Origin of the sequence: Pseudomonas sp. NBRC 111119 (assembly GCF_001320125.1) — a bacterium.
Classification (GTDB): Bacteria; Pseudomonadota; Gammaproteobacteria; order Pseudomonadales; family Pseudomonadaceae; genus Aquipseudomonas; species Aquipseudomonas parafulva.
In genome coordinates this window covers 223,541-239,830 of record NZ_BCAV01000005.1, presented here as the reverse complement: position 1 = coordinate 239,830, position 16,290 = coordinate 223,541, and the positions used below count along the sequence as shown (strand labels likewise).

Annotated in this window: 18 protein-coding genes; 7 read left to right on the top strand and 11 right to left on the bottom strand. The window is 62.2% G+C overall.

What is annotated here, in order from left to right; translation table 11 throughout:
- Window positions 1–23: 23 nt before the first annotated feature.
- Together APH25_RS01995 and APH25_RS01990 are read right to left on the bottom strand one after the other, a co-directional pair.
- Window positions 24–1,331: a type II toxin-antitoxin system HipA family toxin gene (locus APH25_RS01995; protein WP_060480889.1), complete on the bottom strand. Its 1,308-nt coding sequence runs from the start codon at window positions 1,329–1,331 to the stop codon at window positions 24–26.
- Complete coding sequence (locus APH25_RS01990) at window positions 1,328–1,624, bottom strand: helix-turn-helix domain-containing protein (protein WP_028632926.1); 297 nt, start codon at window positions 1,622–1,624, stop codon at window positions 1,328–1,330. Before APH25_RS01990 ends, APH25_RS01995 begins: the two co-directional genes overlap by 4 nt.
- Before the next feature lie 458 nt (window positions 1,625–2,082).
- Between APH25_RS01990 and APH25_RS01985 the strand changes: the two genes are divergently transcribed.
- Window positions 2,083–4,110, top strand: a complete 2,028-nt coding sequence (locus tag APH25_RS01985; protein WP_060480888.1) for a DUF4034 domain-containing protein — start codon at window positions 2,083–2,085, stop codon at window positions 4,108–4,110.
- Here the strand turns inward: APH25_RS01985 and APH25_RS01980 are convergent.
- The gene (locus APH25_RS01980; RefSeq protein WP_060480887.1) at window positions 4,107–4,535 is read right to left on the bottom strand and encodes a molybdopterin-binding protein; all 429 of its coding nucleotides are present in this window, start codon (window positions 4,533–4,535) and stop codon (window positions 4,107–4,109) included. The genes APH25_RS01985 and APH25_RS01980 overlap by 4 nt on opposite strands.
- 26 nt (window positions 4,536–4,561) lie before the next feature.
- Entirely contained in the window at window positions 4,562–4,825 is a 264-nt protein-coding gene (locus tag APH25_RS01975; RefSeq protein ID WP_028632928.1) for an accessory factor UbiK family protein, read from the bottom strand.
- A 361-nt stretch (window positions 4,826–5,186) separates the two neighbouring features.
- Between APH25_RS01975 and glnK the strand changes: the two genes are divergently transcribed.
- From glnK to sutA, 3 genes are all read left to right on the top strand, one after another.
- Window positions 5,187–5,525 (top strand): P-II family nitrogen regulator, encoded by a 339-nt coding sequence (glnK, locus tag APH25_RS01970; protein ID WP_002555808.1) that lies wholly within the window; start codon window positions 5,187–5,189, stop codon window positions 5,523–5,525.
- A gap of 47 nt (window positions 5,526–5,572) precedes the next feature.
- Window positions 5,573–6,904, top strand: a complete 1,332-nt coding sequence (locus APH25_RS01965) for an ammonium transporter (protein WP_028632930.1) — start codon at window positions 5,573–5,575, stop codon at window positions 6,902–6,904.
- Between the two features lie 432 nt (window positions 6,905–7,336).
- Window positions 7,337–7,666, top strand: coding sequence for a transcriptional regulator SutA (gene sutA / locus APH25_RS01960; RefSeq protein ID WP_060480886.1), 330 nt, complete (start codon window positions 7,337–7,339; stop codon window positions 7,664–7,666).
- A 79-nt stretch (window positions 7,667–7,745) separates the two neighbouring features.
- Here the strand turns inward: sutA and APH25_RS01955 are convergent, their stop codons facing one another.
- The 6 genes from APH25_RS01955 to APH25_RS01930 are packed head-to-tail and all read right to left on the bottom strand — an operon-like array spanning window position 7,746 to window position 12,368.
- A complete protein-coding gene (locus tag APH25_RS01955) occupies window positions 7,746–8,441 on the bottom strand; it encodes an HAD family hydrolase (protein ID WP_028632932.1) in 696 nt (231 codons plus the stop codon).
- Entirely contained in the window at window positions 8,438–9,337 is a 900-nt protein-coding gene (gene xerC, locus APH25_RS01950; protein WP_060480885.1) for a tyrosine recombinase XerC, read from the bottom strand. The genes APH25_RS01955 and xerC overlap by 4 nt, the downstream gene beginning before the upstream one ends.
- Window positions 9,337–10,047 carry a DUF484 family protein gene (locus APH25_RS01945; protein ID WP_060480884.1) on the bottom strand — a complete coding sequence of 237 codons (711 nt, stop codon included), beginning with the start codon at window positions 10,045–10,047 and terminating at the stop codon, window positions 9,337–9,339. Before APH25_RS01945 ends, xerC begins: the two co-directional genes overlap by 1 nt.
- 13 nt (window positions 10,048–10,060) lie before the next feature.
- On the bottom strand, window positions 10,061–10,891 hold the full coding sequence (gene dapF, locus APH25_RS01940) for a diaminopimelate epimerase (protein WP_060480883.1): 831 nt from the start codon (window positions 10,889–10,891) through the stop codon (window positions 10,061–10,063).
- Window positions 10,892–10,895: 4 nt separating this feature from the next.
- Entirely contained in the window at window positions 10,896–12,143 is a 1,248-nt protein-coding gene (gene lysA / locus APH25_RS01935) for a diaminopimelate decarboxylase (RefSeq protein WP_060480882.1), read from the bottom strand.
- Between the two features lie 9 nt (window positions 12,144–12,152).
- On the bottom strand, window positions 12,153–12,368 hold the full coding sequence (locus APH25_RS01930; RefSeq protein ID WP_060480881.1) for a lipoprotein: 216 nt from the start codon (window positions 12,366–12,368) through the stop codon (window positions 12,153–12,155).
- A gap of 274 nt (window positions 12,369–12,642) precedes the next feature.
- On the opposite strand from APH25_RS01930, the gene cyaY reads away from it, so the two are divergent.
- From cyaY to rnk, 3 genes are all read left to right on the top strand, one after another.
- A complete protein-coding gene (gene cyaY / locus APH25_RS01925) occupies window positions 12,643–12,975 on the top strand; it encodes an iron donor protein CyaY (RefSeq protein WP_060480880.1) in 333 nt (110 codons plus the stop codon).
- A gap of 1 nt (window position 12,976) precedes the next feature.
- Window positions 12,977–13,201, top strand: coding sequence for a DUF1289 domain-containing protein (locus APH25_RS01920; RefSeq protein ID WP_028632938.1), 225 nt, complete (start codon window positions 12,977–12,979; stop codon window positions 13,199–13,201).
- A 146-nt stretch (window positions 13,202–13,347) separates the two neighbouring features.
- The gene (gene rnk / locus APH25_RS01915) at window positions 13,348–13,758 is read left to right on the top strand and encodes a nucleoside diphosphate kinase regulator (RefSeq protein WP_028632939.1); all 411 of its coding nucleotides are present in this window, start codon (window positions 13,348–13,350) and stop codon (window positions 13,756–13,758) included.
- Window positions 13,759–13,785: 27 nt separating this feature from the next.
- On the opposite strand, the gene APH25_RS01910 is transcribed toward rnk, so the two are convergent.
- Window positions 13,786–16,239: a class I adenylate cyclase gene (locus tag APH25_RS01910; protein WP_082428191.1), complete on the bottom strand. Its 2,454-nt coding sequence runs from the start codon at window positions 16,237–16,239 to the stop codon at window positions 13,786–13,788.
- Between the last annotated feature and the right edge of the window lie 51 nt (window positions 16,240–16,290).

Below are 16,290 nucleotides of genomic sequence, written 5' to 3'. Positions count from 1 at the left end.
AGCCACTAGCGTAAGCACCCGCGTTATCGGCGGGTGGGCCTGATCAGGTTGAAATGAATATGATCTTTTTCCAGCACGGTTTTGTAACCGGCGCCTGCTTTCAGGGGAATCCTCACGTCCCTGAAGACTTCATCCCATTTCGCAAATGCTGCTAGCGTTTGCTCGATATAGTCGTGCGGCTTGAGGTATTTGTAGTCAGCGCATAGTTCCTGAATCAACTGCCTGGTGGCTTTTCCTCGACCGCCGTATGCCGTGGTGTGCTCACCCCTGGCTTCAGAGAACGTCAGATCATATGCCGGCGCTAGCGTCCACTTGGCTTCCTCGCCAGGCCGTTCTGGGTCACGGCCGATGAAGGCAAAGTTTTTGGTGTGATCGTCATAGTTGTGAAACAGGGCATTGAAGATCATTACCCTGGCCATTTTTTCGACTTCTGCGGCGCTGCGAGTCAGCGTGCTCGTGAGCTTGAGTAGCCCGCTGTAGTCCATGGAGGGCGCTGTGTAAGGTGCGTACATAAGCGCAGAGACAGTGATCATATGCAGCTTCTTATCGCCTTCTCTATCAAAGCGCTTTGTCGCAAAGAAGCCCTCACGACTACCATCGGGCATGGTCACGTTCAGGACACTCGAATCAGCCATTTCGACACCTGCGTCCCTGGCCATCAGGTAGTACGCATACTCCATGGCACCCGTTTCAACAGGCTGACCTGGGGCTCTGAATTTGACGATCCAGTGATCGTATCCAGGCGGAATTTGCCCGAAAGCGGACGTTGCATGACTTCCATCTGGAGACATGGCAACGATCGCTTTTGGACGGGCACCACCAGGTGATCCTCCAGCAAGCCGTAGCTTGGTAAGCACCGTCGAGGTTTCCCCTGATAGCACTTCCACGGCGGCCTCAAAGAGCTCCGCAAGGTTGACTGCACCCCGCAATGACTCCCGTTCAGCCTTTGGATGGTACTCAAACGCACCCATGGCTCTGTCGCTCATATACGCGAGCCGATCCAGGGCTGTCACTGTGTAAGCAGTCCCGTCACCGAATGTAGAATTAAGGAATCTGTCCATAAGCAGCATCCCCCAGCCGTCAGGAAGAGAGTCTGCAAATGGGCCATGCAACCCAGCGAACAGCTCAGGCGCTCGTGCGAGCTGAGGTTTGTCGTCAAACTTCATCGTAAATGGCGAAAGGTTGAAGCCTGTAGCGAGCCATCCAGGGTCGTATGTGAAAAAAATCCCACGGCCTTCTTCCCTGTATAGATCACCCACTTTCACACCGCATTTGGTGACCTCGAGGGATTCGAAGCGCTTCAGCTTCGGATAAGCCTGGCGCGGATTCATCTGGTCCCCCGTTTACGATTAGCGTTTTTCAGTTCTGCGAGGGAATTTGGCTGGGAGGGCCTGAACAGGGCCGTTACAGGCGTGAGCTCATCGAGCGCAGTGGCCAGCAAAATCATCGACTCAAGGGTAATAGAGCCTGCCGTCTCGAACCGCTGGATCGACGACTCCGACACCCCTGAAAGCTTAGCCAAGGTCTTCCTCGTGAGGTTTTTTGATAGCCGTAGCTTTTTTGCATTTCTTCCTACATCACGAGCGATCTCTGCGGGAGAGCTAAGCAGATGCATGAACGACATTGCTATCCTCCTGGATTTATAGGCTAAAAGCCAAATCAGACCAGTTATGAGCGTATGAACAGCTCAATTAGTCATTTCTGACCATTATAGTCAATTGGCGTCGGGGGAGGCCCTATTCTCTGCTAAAAGTCAAATATGACTAATTAATGGTTAAAAATAGCATTCCTCTGTCAGATCTGACTGATTGCGCTTTCTGCTGCACAATTGCGTATGTGAAACACGCCTAGCCCCTGTTTTCATCGGGGTTTAGCGCCAACGGAGAACGGCACGCTGCAAATGGGGTGTGTGGTACGTTCTTTTTCCAAGCCTGAAAGCCATTTGCACCTGCTCGTTTTAACCTGCAAGTGGATCCAATTATTTTGCGCGCTCGGCTGCTTTGGCTTACTGTTGTTGGGCAAGCCGTCGATGCCATTGGATGGCACCGCTTCTACCTTGAAATGGACTTGAGGTATTGCTCTGTGCAAACGCTCACCCACACGCGGGAGGCGATCCGCGAGCTGGTTCAGGCCAGTGCATTCGTTGAACTCAATCGTTTTTTCGACAGCCTGGAGGCGCGTTGGCGCCAGGCCCTGCCGGGTGACTTCCCCGCCTACATGGCCGCTGTCGAGGGGCACATGCTGGTCGCCCCCGAGCAGGGCGACAGAGCGCTGAGCCAAGTCCTCAAGGCCTGGATCGATGCCTGCCCCAGGGCTTATCACCCCCAGGTAGTCATGGGTTTTCACTGCTTCAACAGGGCTTGCCAGGTGGACCAGAGTGGCACGCGCACCGCGGCACGCTTTCTGGCTGTGGAGCAGATGTGCGAGACAGCGACGGCGCACCTGCTGCGGGCAATGGCCCATTCCCGTCAACCCGCAGCGGCGGCCATCGGCATGCTGCACATCAGCGCTCACTTCCGTGAACCGGGCTGGCTCATCGAGTTGTTTCAGCACCAGCCCGCGCGCTTCAGGCCCAACGCCAATGCTGATGTTGAAGTCCAGGAGGCAGCAGCGCCGTTTCTGGTCAGGCATGGCGTATTGCCGCTGGCAGAGCTGCCGAAAGTGCTGCCGGCTGGCTTGCAGCCGCGCGACGACGATCCTCAGGAGGCTCCGCACCACTACTGGATGCGCCATGCCCTGGCCGCCTGGCCCGGCTGCTTCGAGGCCATCCAGGCGTATGCCCAGTACCTGTTGCCCCGTTGGGGGGGCAGCTTGCAGGCAGTCGAGCTGCTGGCCAGTGGGCCGCTGTGTGAAAACTGGGGCGAGGCGCTGCGCAACGCGCTGCGCTGGATGGCTATCGAAGACCGGCTTGCGTTACCGGCCTTAGATCAGCCGCAAACGGTCGATGATTACCAGGCGTTATGCGATGCCTGGGCCAAGCGCCCGCTCAGGCCCAGGGATAACGCCGTGGTGCTGGCCTGGCGTGGCGCGCTGCGAAGCTGCGCCATACCGGCACGTGGCGATGCCTTTGCCGATTTTGTGGCCAGCCTGGCATGTGACGCTGACATCGGGGCCATTCAGGCGCTGGGCCAGCCATTCAACCGCCTGGTGCGTGTTGCGCTGGCGAGCGGGGCGGCCAATGAGCAGGCCCTGTTGCACACGGCCATGCTGCGCCTGTGTGAAGGGCGCTCCCATGCTGCTGCCTGCGCCTTGCGGGCTGCTGCCTATCGTTTTGGCCTGTGGGGGATGGCGCGTAATGGCGAGCAGGCTCGGCACTGGCTGCAGGTCGCGGTCAGGCGCCAGCGTGCAGGCCAGGCACCAGGCTTCGAGCTTCTCGACCTGGTGCGCCTGCTGTGGTCGGCGAACCGGCACGAAGTGGCCTGCTACCTGCTGGAGCGCTGCGCCGAACTGAACCTGCGGGGCGCCGCGTTGGCAATGTTCGAGCTGCATCACGGCGACCTGGGACACACCCCGGAACATTACCTGGACGATGAAGTGGCCGAGCGCTGGTTGCAGCGTGCGGTTGAGGCCGGGAGCCGGCAAGCCAAGTACCGGCTGGCCTGCCTGCGCATGCGTGGCGATGCGAACCTGCGTGACCGTACTACCATGCTGGGTGTGCGGCGGTTGTTGATCGACGCTTTGAGCCACCCGCAAACCAACGCTTGTGCGCGGCTCCGGCTGGGCATGCTGCTGCGCCAGTTTGGCCACGCACGGGAACGCGCCGAGGCGGTGGCCTACCTGTTGAGCCTGGTGGAACACCCGGACCCGTGGATCGCTGCCCGGGCCAGTGCCGAACTGGGCCTGGCCTGGATGCAGGGGCGTGGCACCCGCAGGCAAAGCCGCTATGCCGCCATCGAGTGGGTCAACCATGCTGCCACCCTGCAGCCGGGCGATTCCGTGATCGAGCACATCCACGCCGAAGTGCTCAATTCGAACAACCGGGTAAAGACCCTGTTCACTCAGTGTGGTGCGGCCCTGTTCCGTGGCCACCTGCGCCCCGGGGAGCTGCCGCCAAAGGCCGCCCCGCACGCCTTCGCCAGGCGCCTTGAGCGGCCCTTCCAGCCACTTTAGGGCTTGGTGCCGAGGATGATGTGCGATGCCTTGATCAACGCGGTCGCTTTCACGCCTGGCGCCAGGCCCAGCTCCTGCACGGCTTCGCGGGTCACGATGGCATACACCTCGGTGCCCCCGGACAGCTTCAGCACCACCTCGGCATTCACGGCACCGTCGCCCACCCGCACCACTTCACCTTCAAGTGCGTTGCGGGCCGACAGTTTGTAACCCGCCGCGTCGGTGAGCAGCACCACCCAAGGGGCTTTTACCAGTGCCACGGCCTGCTTGCCGACGTTGATGTTCAGGTTGTGCAGGCTGGTCATGGTGACCACCGCTACCAGTTTCTCGCCGCCGGCCAGGGTAAGTTCCACTTCAGCGTTGACGGCACCGGGTTGAACATTGCTGACTTTGCCTTCGAACGTATTGCGGGCACTGACTTTCATCGCGTTGACTCTCCTTGGACGGCGGGTTAATCGGGTCGGTTCGGGGACAGCCTTGCCTCTAGCTCGCTCACCTGTTGCTCAAGGGCCTCCAGACGCGCCCGGGTGCGGGCCAGTACCACCATCTGGCTGTCGAATTCTTCGCGGCTGACCAGGTCAAGCTTGCTGAAGGCACCCTGCATGAGCACCTTGAACTGGCTTTCGAGTTCGGCGCGGGGCTGGTTGGTATCGCTGTTGAACAGGCGCGAGGCCTGATCGCTCAGGGCATCGAGGAGGGCTTTGGGCGCGAGCATGAGGCTGTCCGTTGCAATTGAATGATGGCAGCCAGTGTATCACGCAGCCCTGAACGGCCGGACGCACCACCGGCTGCACATTTTTCGCGCAGGGGGCCGGCGCCAGGCGCACCGAAAGGGTGCGCCCCGCCCATGCTGGCGACTGGCCAATGCCTGGCATGAAGCATAACGTGCTGTTTTTCCTGGGTTTGCCTGACCTGGCAAGGTTTCTGCAATGACATGATCGAGCCATGCACTGATGCAGTTCCTTGTGACCAGGCGGCGCGCATGCCGACGACGCGTTACAAAGCCAACCGCTGCGCTTAGACTTGAGACGGGTTTGTTTTCCTGGGGCAAGTCCACCAAATCGGGAGAGAGTTTCATGAAGCTAGTCACAGCCATCATCAAGCCGTTCAAGCTGGACGACGTGCGCGAGTCACTGTCGGAAATCGGCGTGCAGGGCATCACCGTCACCGAGGTCAAAGGCTTCGGCCGGCAGAAGGGTCACACCGAGCTGTACCGGGGTGCCGAATATGTGGTCGATTTCCTGCCCAAGGTGAAGATCGATGTCGCCATCGACGACAAGGACCTTGATCGGGTAATCGAAGCCATCACCAAGGCGGCCAACACCGGCAAGATCGGTGACGGCAAGATCTTCGTGGTGAATCTGGAGCAGGCGATCCGTATTCGCACCGGCGAAACCGATACCGACGCGATCTAAAGCAACAACAAAGCCTCACCAAACCCAACGCCCCAGGAGAAAACAACATGACTCTGCGTAAGATCGCAGGGCTAGGAGCCCTTTTGTCCTTCGTAATGCCCGGGCTGGCCCTGGCAGAAGAAGCTGCGCCCGTGCTCAACTCCGGCGACACCGCCTGGATGCTGACCGCCACGGCGCTGGTGCTGTTCATGACCATCCCCGGCCTGGCCCTGTTCTACGGCGGCATGGTGCGTTCCAAGAACCTGCTGTCGGTGATGATGCAGTGCTTTGCAATCACCGGCCTTATGAGCATTCTCTGGGTCGTCTACGGCTACAGCATCGCGTTCGATACCACCGGTATGGAAAAAGGCGTGCTCAACTTCAATTCCTTTGTGGGCGGCCTCTCCAAGGCCTTCCTCAATGGCGTCACACCCGACCACCTGACCTCGGCCACCGCGCTGTTCCCTGAAGCGGTGTTCATCACCTTCCAGATGACCTTCGCCATCATCACCCCGGCGCTGATCGTGGGTGCATTCGCTGAGCGCATGAAGTTCTCCGCCATGCTCGTGTTCATGGCCATCTGGTTCACCCTGGTGTATGCCCCGATCGCCCACATGGTATGGAGCGGTGACGGCGCGCTGATGTGGGACTGGGGCGTACTGGACTTCGCTGGCGGCACGGTCGTGCACATCAATGCGGGTATCGCCGGCCTGGTCTGCTGCCTGGTGCTGGGCAAGCGCAAAGGCTACCCCACCACCCCCATGGCGCCGCACAACCTTGGCTATACGCTGATGGGTGCAGCCATGCTGTGGATCGGCTGGTTCGGCTTCAACGCAGGCTCTGCCGCCGCGGCCAATGGCACTGCCGGCATGGCCATGCTGGTTACCCAGATTGCCACCGCTGCTGCAGCGCTGGGCTGGATGTTTGCCGAGTGGGTCGGCCACGGCAAGCCAAGCGCCCTGGGCATCGCGTCGGGCGTAGTGGCCGGCTTGGTAGCCATCACGCCGGCTGCAGGTACCGTGGGCCCAATGGGCGCCCTGGTGATCGGCCTGGCCTCGGGTGTGATCTGCTACTTCTGCGCAACCAGCCTCAAGCGCAAGCTCGGCTATGACGATTCGCTCGACGCCTTTGGCGTCCACGGTATCGGCGGCATTGTTGGCGCCATGCTTACGGGTGTGTTTGCAGCCCCGGCACTGGGTGGCTTCGGCGCTGTGACCGATATCGGCATGCAGGTGTGGATCCAGGCCAAGGGCGTGATCTTCACCGTGGCCTACACCGCCATCGTCACCTACGTGATCCTCAAGGTGCTGGACCTGGTGATGGGTCTGCGGGTCAACGAAGAAGAAGAGTCGGTCGGCCTCGACCTGGCTCAGCACAACGAGCGTGGTTACAACCTGTAACTGCCGCCCTGTAAAAACTTGCCCGGCTTGCCGGGCATTTTTTTGCCAATTTTTTAGCTTTTCCTGCATGGCAAACGGTTTATCTCACACGTTCGCCACGTAGGCATAAAACTTACAGATTACGGCGCATTCATGGCGCTTTGCTTTTTCTGCGGGCGCGCTAGAATGCGCGCCGAAGGGTGTTGGACGCGAAGCGCCCACGCTTCACCAGCCTTTGCTAGGCTTGCCAGTGGCGGGTAGCCAGCATGGGTTGCAAGTTATGTCGAGGCCTTGCCATCAGCAGGGCCTGCCGGGCACCGCCTTCCCATCAGGGGTGCGGGCTCAGGGGCAGTGGCCCATATCCCACGGCCAGTTGAATTTTCACCAGTGGCTGCCGGTCTACGGCTGCACTGGTCTCTAACTAACCTGCTTTTGCAAGTCATGAGGTAGAACATGAGCGACGACGATCTGGAAAATGATGACCTCGAGGTCGGTGACGAAGAAGAAGGCGATGAAGGCCTTGAAGCAGCCGCTGACGACGTTGCCGAAGATGCAGGCGACGACGACACCAGCCCGGCACCTGCCGCCAAAGGCAAGTCGAAGGCTGCTGTCTCGGTAGACGAAATGCCCAGCCTGGAAGCCAAGCAGAAGGAACGCGATGCCCTGGCCAAGGCCATGGAAGAGTTCCTGGCGCGCGGCGGCAAGGTTCAGGAAGTGGAGGCCAACGTGGTCGCCGACCCGCCCAAGAAGCCAGACAACAAGTACGGTAGCCGCCCTATCTGAGTGGTTGCGTACTCAAAAGCCCGCCGTCGCTGCGGGCTTTTTTGTGGGTGGTTGTTTTTTGCTGGAGGGGTAGGGCTTGTCAGGCCCAGCGGGAGAGGATGCCGGGGAGCTGGGACAGCTGCTGGATTTCCGCATCCGGCGCCCGCTCGCCTGCCCAGGGCTTGCCCTGCGGGTTGAACCACACGGCGCGCAGCCCGGCGCGCTGGGCACCGGCAATATCGTCGCCAGGGTGGTCGCCGACGTGCACAGCGGCACTGGCCGTCGCCTCGCCCCGGCGCAGGGCCTCCAGAAACGGCGCCGGGTCGGGCTTGCCGATGCCGAGGTCTTCGGCGCACAGGGCAAAGCGGAAGTAGTCCGCCAGCCCCAGCCGGCTGACGTCGGCATTGCCATTGGTCACCACACCCAGGGTGTAGTGCTGGCGCAAGGCTTCGAGCATCGGCTGCACCTCCGGGAAGATTTCGACCTGGTGTCGGGCATGCAGGAACACCTCGAAACCCTCGTTGGCCAGTGCCAGGGCCTGCTGGTCGCTGTAGCCCACCTCTTGCAGGGCGTGCGTAAGCACCTTTCTGCGCAAGGCACTGATGCGATGCTTCAGGCCAGGTTCGGCCTGCACCAGGCGCTCGCGAATGGCGAACAGATGCTCCACCGGCACGCTGCCCAGGGTCGGGGCGTTGGCTTCCAGCCAGTCGCGCAGCACCACTTCTGCGCTGGCGATCACCGGTGCGGTGTCCCACAGGGTGTCGTCGAGGTCGAACGTGATCAGCTTGATGCTCATGAGTCGCTGCCTTTGCTGCGTTTAGCCCTGGGGTGGGCGCTGTCGTACACCGTGGCCAGGTGCTGGAAGTCCAGGTGGGTATAGATCTGCGTGGTGCCGATGTCGGCATGGCCGAGCATCTCCTGCACCGCCCGCAGGTCCTGGGAGGACTCCAGCACATGGCTGGCGAAGGAATGGCGAAGCATGTGCGGGTGCAGGTGCTGGCCCAGCTCGCGCTCACCGGCTGCTTTTACCCGCAGTTGCACCGCCCGGGCGCTGATGCGGTTGCCCTGACGGGTAATGAACACGGCCCGGTCCCGAGGGTTGCCGATGCCGCGCAGGCGATACCAGGCCTGCAATGCCTCGCGGGCCTTGCGCCCCACGGGTAGCACCCGGGCCTTACCCCCTTTGCCCAGTACCTGTACCAGGCCACCGGCAAGGTCGATATGGTCGAGGTCGAGCTGGGTCAGTTCGGAAAGCCGCAGGCCCGAGGAATAGAACAGCTCGAGCATGGCCTGGTCGCGCCGGGCGATGAAATCGTCATCAACCCCGCCATCCAGTAATTGCAGGGCGCGGTCGGTGTCCAGCACCTTGGGCAGCCGGCGCTCGCCCTTGGGGGCACTCAGGCCATTGGCCGGGTCGTGCTGGCAAAGTCCTTCACGGTTGAGGTAGCGGTACAGGCCCCTGACCGCCGACAGCAGGCGTGCCAGGCTGCGCGAAGACTGGCCCTGGTGATGCTGCCTGGCGACCAGCTGGCGCAGTTGCTGGATCTGCAAGGCTTGCCAGCCGGCGATGCCGTGCTGGTTGCAGTAGGCAATGACCTTTTCCAGGTCGCGACGGTAGGCCAGCAGCGTGTGCTCGGACACCTGGCGCTCGTTGCGCAGGTGCGCGCAATAAGCCTCCAGCGCGGGGTTCATCAGCGTACCGGGCGCAGGGTCTGGCTGACGCGGGGCACCACCCGGCCCAGCACCTCGGCGATGTAGCCAAGGAACAATGTGCCGACGCTGCTCTTGTAGTGCTGCGGGTCGCGGCTGCCGATGGCCAGCACCCCATGCAGGCCCTGGTGCTCAAGGGCAGCCACGGCGCTGGAGCCTACTTCCCGGCGTTGTTCCTCACCAAACAGAAACGCCAGTTCGTGTTCGCGCAGGTTGCCGCAGACCGTTTTGCCGCCACCGAGCAGGGCGCCGATGGCCTGCTGGGCCTCGGCATTGCTGACCCAGCGGCCCACCGGTGCGACGTTGTCGCCAAACAGGATAAGGCTGACGAAGGGCACCTGAAATTCCTGGCGCAGGCTGTCTTCGACCACCATCACCACTTCTTCCAGGTTGCCGGCATCGAGCAGGTCAAGAATCAGCCGGCGGGTTTTGTCGAACAGGCGGTCGTTGTCGCGTGCCACATCCATCAGCTGCGACAGGCGGTGGCGCATCTCGATATTACGGTCGCGCAGCAGTTTGAGCTGCCGTTCTACCAGCGAAACGCTATCGCCCCGCTGGTGCGGGATGTGCTGCTCCACCAGCAGTTCGTCGTGCTCGGCGAAGAAGGTGGGGTGGTCCCGCAGGTAGGCGACCACCGCTTCGGCATCGAGGTCAGCGGACTGCTTGGGTACAACCTTGGGCTGATCGGTCATGACGGTTACTCGCTTAAAGTCGAACCTGTCCTTCGTAAACCCGCACAGCCGGGCCAGTCATCAGCACGGGCTTGCCTGGGCCTGCCCATTCGATGTGCAAGCGGCCGCCCGGAAGCTCCAGTGATACCGGGGAGTCCATCCAGCCCTGGCTGATGGCGGCTACCGCAGCGGCGCAAGCGCCGGTGCCGCACGCCTGGGTTTCCCCGGCACCGCGTTCCCACACGCGCAGCCTGGCGCGATGGCGGTCGAGCACCTGCAGGAAGCCGGCATTGACCCGTTGCGGGAAGCGTGGGTGGTGCTCGATCTTCGGCCCCAATTGATGCACAGGTGCGGCCTGCACGTCATCCACACGCAGCACGGCATGGGGGTTACCCATGGACAAGGCGGCAACGGCATGCACCTGGCCGTCTACTTCCAGCGGGTAGCTCAGGGCCTGCTCATCGGCAATAAACGGGATATCGGCAGGGATGAACCGGGGTGGGCCCATGTCGACGCTTACCTGGCCATCTTGCTGGATGTCCAGCACGATGATGCCGCTCTTGGTTTCCACGCGGATGCGCTTCTTGGCGGTCAGGCGCTTGTCCAGCACGAAGCGGGCGAAGCAGCGCGCACCATTGCCGCACTGTTCCACTTCGGAGCCGTCGGCATTGAAGATGCGGTAGCGGAAATCCACTTCAGGGTTGTTCGGGGCTTCGACGATGAGCAACTGGTCGAAGCCGATACCGGTGTGCCGGTCACCCCACTGCTTGGCGTGCTTGGGCTGGATGTGCGCGTGCTGGCTGACCAGGTCCAGGACCATGAAGTCATTGCCCAGCCCATGCATCTTGGTAAAGCGCAGCAGCATGGGCTTACTCCGGCAGCAGGCTTTCGCCAGCGTACAATTCGGCGATGGTTTCGCGGCGGCGTACTTCGAATGCCTGGTCGCCGTCGACCAGGATTTCCGCGCAACGGCCACGGGTGTTGTAGTTGGAGCTCATGACAAAACCATAGGCGCCCGCCGACTGCACCGCCAGCAGGTCACCCTCGGCCAGGTTCAGCATGCGGTCCTTGCCCAGGAAGTCGCCGGTTTCGCAGATGGGGCCCACCAGGTCATAGGGGCGGCCTTCACCGTGGCGCGGTTTGACCGCATCAATACCCATCCACGCCTGGTACAGGGCCGGGCGGATCAGGTCATTCATGGCCGCATCGATGATGGCGAAGTCCTTGTGCTCGGTGTGCTTGAGGTATTCCACCCGGGTCAGCAGCACGCCGGCATTGGCCACGATGTAGCGGCCCGGCTCGAACACCAACGCCAGGTCCCGCTGGCCCACGCGTTCGCGAATGGCCTTGATGTAGTCGGCCACTTGTGGCGGCTGCTCATCACGGTAGCGCACGCCCACGCCACCGCCCAGGTCCAGGTGGCGCAAGTGGATGCCGCACTCGGCCAGGCGGTCAACCAGCACCAGCAGGCGGTCCAGCGCGTCGAGGAACGGTTCCACGGTGGTCAGCTGGGAGCCGATGTGGCAGTCGACACCCACCACGTCCAGGTTAGGCAACTGAGCAGCGCGCACGTAGATGGCTTCAGCATCGGCGATGGCGATACCGAACTTGTTTTCCTTGAGGCCGGTGGAAATGTACGGGTGGGTGCCCGCGTCCACGTCGGGGTTTACCCGCAATGAAACCGGCGCCACCTTGCCCATCTCGGCCGCCACCACTTGCAGGCGCTCCAGCTCGTCGGTGGACTCCACATTGAAGCAATGCACGCCCACTTCCAGGGCCCGCCGCATGTCTTCGCGGGTTTTGCCGACACCGGAAAATACCACGCGATCAGCCCGCCCGCCCGCAGCCAGTACACGCTCCAGTTCGCCACCGGAAACGATGTCGAAGCCAGCGCCCAGGCGTGCCAGCACGTTCAGCACACCCAGGTTGGAGTTGGCTTTGACCGCGAAGCACACCAGGTGCTCACTGCCTTGCAGGGCATCGGTATAGCTGCGGTACTGGGCTTCGATGTGCGCCCGCGAGTACACGTAGGTCGGCGTGCCATGGCGGTCGGCGATGGCCGACAGCGACACACCTTCCGCGAACAGCTCACCGTCGCGGTAGTTGAAAGCGTTCATCTGATTCCCTTACTGCTCTGGCGATTGCTCAGGCTCCGACTGCACGTCAGGCTGTTGCTCGTCGGTCTGGGCGGGCTTGGCTTTGCTCTGGTGCTGGTGCGACTTGTGCACATCCTTGCCGTCCTTGCCATCATCTGGCAGGTACAGTGGGCCTTTCTGGCCGCATGCGGAAACGAGGCAGGCAACAGCGACCAGCGCCGCGAGGGAGGAAATCAGGCGCTTCATGGGTGAAATCCTTAAAAAATGCAGTATTGCGCCGGAGTATACCGAGCGACCGGCGCCTTGCCTATGCGAGGGCCTGGCAGCCCCAAGCAGCAGGCCACGAGCTACAAGCTGCAAGCTACAAGCGGCAAGAAAAAGCTGGCCGGTGTACGCTGAGCCTTTTCTTGCAGCTTGTGGCTTGCAGCTTGCAGCTTCCAATCTGCCGCTTGCGGCGGGCGCTTGGCGCCCGTATCTTGCCCGGCTTGCCTGTCATGCAGCCAATTTCGAGGTTCCTGCAATGAGTTTGACTGAAGCGCGTTTCCACGACCTGGTCGATGCGACCCAACAGGCGCTGGAAGACCTGTTCGACGAGAGCGGCATGGACCTGGACATGGAAAACTCCGCAGGCGTGCTGACCATCACGTTCGAAAACGGCAGCCAGCTTATCTTCAGCCGGCAGGAGCCCCTGCGCCAGCTGTGGCTGGCCGACCGCTCCGGCGGTTTCCACTTCGATTACGACGAAGAGAGCGGCAAGTGGGTGTGTGAAAAGAGCGAGGAGCTGCTGGGCGAAATGCTCGAGCGCATCGTCTGGGAGCGGGAGGGCGAGAAGCTGGACTTCGAAGAGATCTGACATGAGCACCCCTCAGGCCCGGCCGCCCAAGCCGCTTTACAGCAACGTCAGCCCCGCCGTCCCGTCGCCGTGCATCAGCGTGTGCCGGCTGGATGAACAGCGCGTCTGCACCGGCTGCCACCGCCACGTGGAGCATATCCGCGAGTGGCGTTCGGCCGACGACCACCGCCGCCGGCAGATCTGCCGCGAGGCGCAGAGCCTGCGCGATCAGGCAAAGGCACAGTGACCGCAAGGGCTTGAGTATTTGCCCGGCTGTGGTAGTGTCGGGTTCTGCGTCGGTGACGCCAAAGCCTGTACAAACCCCGCCCTTGGGCGGGGTTTTGCTTTATCTGTGCATCGAAAATTGCCTGTTCAAAGGAGTCTGACTGGATCATGAGCACCAAGCCTTCCCTCATCCTCACCCGTTTGGACGTACAACGTCTGGAGCGTCTTATTGACAGCCTCGACGAAAGTACGCCGGGCGTGCTTGCCCTGATGGGCGAGCTGGACCGCGCCGAACAGGTGGTCGGTCACGAGGACGTACCTGCCGGCGTGGTGACCATGAATTCGCGGGTGCACTGCCGTGAAGAAGCCAGCGGCAAGGACTATCACCTCACCCTGGTGTACCCCAAGGATGCCGGCCCAGATGGCAAGGTTTCGATTCTGGCACCCATTGGTTGCGCCTTGCTGGGGCTTTCTGTTGGCGAACAGATCGACTGGCCTGCGCCCGGGGGCAAAACTCTCAAGCTGAAGCTGCTGGAGGTCGAGTACCAGCCCGAAGCGGCAGGTGATTTCGACCTCTGAGCGAGCTGGGGCTTCACGCCCTCATGGCTACAGAGGCACGTAGTGAATGTCGGGCACAGCGCTACGGCCGTGCAACAGCGGGTGCAAAACGCGCTGGAGCTCGCGCGGCAGTTCGGCGTCGTCTTGCACCGGCAGGCGGTGGTGCCACAGGGCATTGCACTCATCCAGCACATGCACCTCTACCACGCCGCCCAGCAGCCTGTGGAACACCTGAATGCAGCCAGGGCGGCCTTGTTTCAGCGCCAGCGCAAGGTCCGTGCCTTGCAGGGCGTTGGGGTCCAGGTGCAGGGGGCTGTAACGGTTGCGTGGTTGCCCCAGGCAAGCCAGCAGTTCGTCATGCCCGGCCAGGCTAGTGAGGCTGGCGTCACCCGGCAGCAGCTCCAGCACATGGGTGTAGTGCGCTACCTGCAACAGGTAGCGGCAGGGCAGCCCCTGCTGATGCAGGCCTTGAACCGTATCGAACACCTCCTGGATGCGCTGGCGAATGGCCTGGGCGCGGTTCTGGCAAAAACAGTGCACCCGTACACCCGGCCGGTGATTCGCGCGCGTGGGCCTGGCGAGATAGTCGCGCAGGCAGCGGGCCAGCGCGTGCTCACCTTCGTATCGCGCCACCAGCACTTCGCCCCAGGTGTTGACGGTTACCTGGTCCACCGTCAGCACGAGGTTTTCGCGTACGCCGCCATAGCTGAGCGAATCGGTGCGCTCGGTCGTCAGGGTGATGTCCAGGTCGCGGTGATGGGGCAAGGGGTCCAACCCGACGTTTACCAGCAGCAGAATCTGGTCAGCCACACTGGGTTGCAGCAGGTGTACCTCGCTGGCGGCTGGCATTGGCAGGCTGATGAGTGCCCGCAGGCAGCCCAGCAGCGCGGACAGCTCCGGCTCTGCCAGGTCGCTGGCCCCCGGCTGGATGGCCAGCCGGGTGCTGCTGTCGATCACGCCGTTGCAATGCGCCCAGGCCAGCAGGGGCAATAGGTGCCGGTCGTGCCTGAGAGGGCTGGCAAGTTCCATGTCATAGGTGCTGAGGTTGTCGCGGTAAAGCGCCCAGCGATGGCTGCCGGGCGCCTTGCCATCAGGTTCCTGGGCCAGTGTCAGGAGGCTCTCGGCAAGGTCCTGCACGCTGCCCGGGTTGATCACTTCGACCTTGCCGGCACGGCGCTCGAATGCTGCGCGAAGTCGCCGGCCAAGCACGTTGAGGTCGCGCTGGTCGGCACGGCTCGCCGCATCGCGCACACGGGCGAAGTGGCTGAGAAAGCGGTAGCTGCCGCTCAGTTCGGCCACCAGTTCGCGCCGCTCCAGGGTAGCCTGCTGCACCTTCCATAGCGGGCGGCTGTCAAGCAAGGCCAGCTGCCGCTGACCCCAACCCCATTCGTCGGTCAGGCGCTGCATCAACCTGCGCTGCCAGCCACTTGCCCGGGATTTGTCGCTGAGTTTTCTGTTTACCTTCAAATACAGGCTGCGCCGTACCAATTCCAGGCGAGCAGGTTGCCCGCGTTGCAGCAGGTAGCGTTCGATGCGGCGGTACATCATCACGTACGGGTCCAGCGCGTCCAGGTCGGTCTGGTTGGCGAACACGGCCGCTTTGTATTCCAGGCTCAGGCAGGGCTGGGTGGCGTGTTCACTGGCGTAGACCTCAATCAACAGCAGCTTGAGCAGCGACTTGTGGGGCGAGTCTATGCCTTTGAACAATTGCCACAGGCCGGCGCCGACGAACTCTTGGGCAGGCAATTGCGCCAGATGGCCAAGGTCGAGGGTTTCCTGGTCGGGGATGAAGCGTTTGCCCAGCAGGGCCTGGGTGTAGCCAGCGTAATTGCCTTCCTGGTCCACCGGTACCAGCCACCACACGGGGATGCGCCCAGCCAGCCAGATGGCAGTGCGGTAGAACTCGTCCAGCAGCAGGTAGTGCTGGGTAGTACCGCAATCGTCCGAACCCAGTTGGCCGGTGCGTTGGCCCTGTGCGAACGCTTGGGTATCGATCAGAAAGCAGTGCGCCTCGGCACCCAGGCTGGCAGCCCAGGCCTCCAGCAATTGGCACTTGCAGCGCAGGGCCTGTAGCGCCTGGGGCTGCAGATCCGCGGCGTGGCATACCCAGAAGTCCATGTCACTTTGCTCGGCCTGGGCCAGCGAGCCCAGGCTGCCGATCAGGAACAGCCCCTGTATCGGGCGTGGCGAAGAGTTTTCACGGGGCTTGGTGCTGAATGAACGGGCCAGGCGCTGGGCCTCGGCCACCTGTGCGGCACTCGGTTCGAAGCCGCACACGCCGGCGGGCGTATTGCCAGAGATGTACCCCGGCAGCAGGGGATGATTGACGTGCAGCAGCAGCGGTAGCAGCGTAAGCACCTGCTGCTGGCGCGTGGACAGGCCCTCTGTTGCGCGCAGTAACCGGCCCTGATTGATGTGCATGAAACGCCCACGCAACGTCGCCAAGAGCTTGCGATCAATCCCTTGGTCCAGGTCAAGGCGGATTTCGTGGGGGTGGTTCATGGGGCGCTCGGCAGGCCGGTTGGGCTGCAGCGAGTTTAGCCTTACCCGCGG

Coding starts and splice junctions, on each gene's coding strand:
- APH25_RS01995 (WP_060480889.1), bottom strand. CDS start 1,331: ATGAATCCGCGCCAGGCTTATCCGAAGCTGAAGCGCTTCGAATCCCTC.
- APH25_RS01990 (WP_028632926.1), bottom strand. CDS start 1,624: ATGTCGTTCATGCATCTGCTTAGCTCTCCCGCAGAGATCGCTCGTGAT.
- APH25_RS01980 (WP_060480887.1), bottom strand. CDS start 4,535: ATGAAAGTCAGTGCCCGCAATACGTTCGAAGGCAAAGTCAGCAATGTT.
- APH25_RS01975 (WP_028632928.1), bottom strand. CDS start 4,825: ATGCTCGCGCCCAAAGCCCTCCTCGATGCCCTGAGCGATCAGGCCTCG.
- glnK (WP_002555808.1), top strand. CDS start 5,187: ATGAAGCTAGTCACAGCCATCATCAAGCCGTTCAAGCTGGACGACGTG.
- APH25_RS01965 (WP_028632930.1), top strand. CDS start 5,573: ATGACTCTGCGTAAGATCGCAGGGCTAGGAGCCCTTTTGTCCTTCGTA.
- sutA (WP_060480886.1), top strand. CDS start 7,337: ATGAGCGACGACGATCTGGAAAATGATGACCTCGAGGTCGGTGACGAA.
- APH25_RS01955 (WP_028632932.1), bottom strand. CDS start 8,441: ATGAGCATCAAGCTGATCACGTTCGACCTCGACGACACCCTGTGGGAC.
- xerC (WP_060480885.1), bottom strand. CDS start 9,337: ATGAACCCCGCGCTGGAGGCTTATTGCGCGCACCTGCGCAACGAGCGC.
- APH25_RS01945 (WP_060480884.1), bottom strand. CDS start 10,047: ATGACCGATCAGCCCAAGGTTGTACCCAAGCAGTCCGCTGACCTCGAT.
- dapF (WP_060480883.1), bottom strand. CDS start 10,891: ATGCTGCTGCGCTTTACCAAGATGCATGGGCTGGGCAATGACTTCATG.
- lysA (WP_060480882.1), bottom strand. CDS start 12,143: ATGAACGCTTTCAACTACCGCGACGGTGAGCTGTTCGCGGAAGGTGTG.
- APH25_RS01930 (WP_060480881.1), bottom strand. CDS start 12,368: ATGAAGCGCCTGATTTCCTCCCTCGCGGCGCTGGTCGCTGTTGCCTGC.
- cyaY (WP_060480880.1), top strand. CDS start 12,643: ATGAGTTTGACTGAAGCGCGTTTCCACGACCTGGTCGATGCGACCCAA.
- APH25_RS01920 (WP_028632938.1), top strand. CDS start 12,977: ATGAGCACCCCTCAGGCCCGGCCGCCCAAGCCGCTTTACAGCAACGTC.
- rnk (WP_028632939.1), top strand. CDS start 13,348: ATGAGCACCAAGCCTTCCCTCATCCTCACCCGTTTGGACGTACAACGT.
- APH25_RS01910 (WP_082428191.1), bottom strand. CDS start 16,239: ATGAACCACCCCCACGAAATCCGCCTTGACCTGGACCAAGGGATTGAT.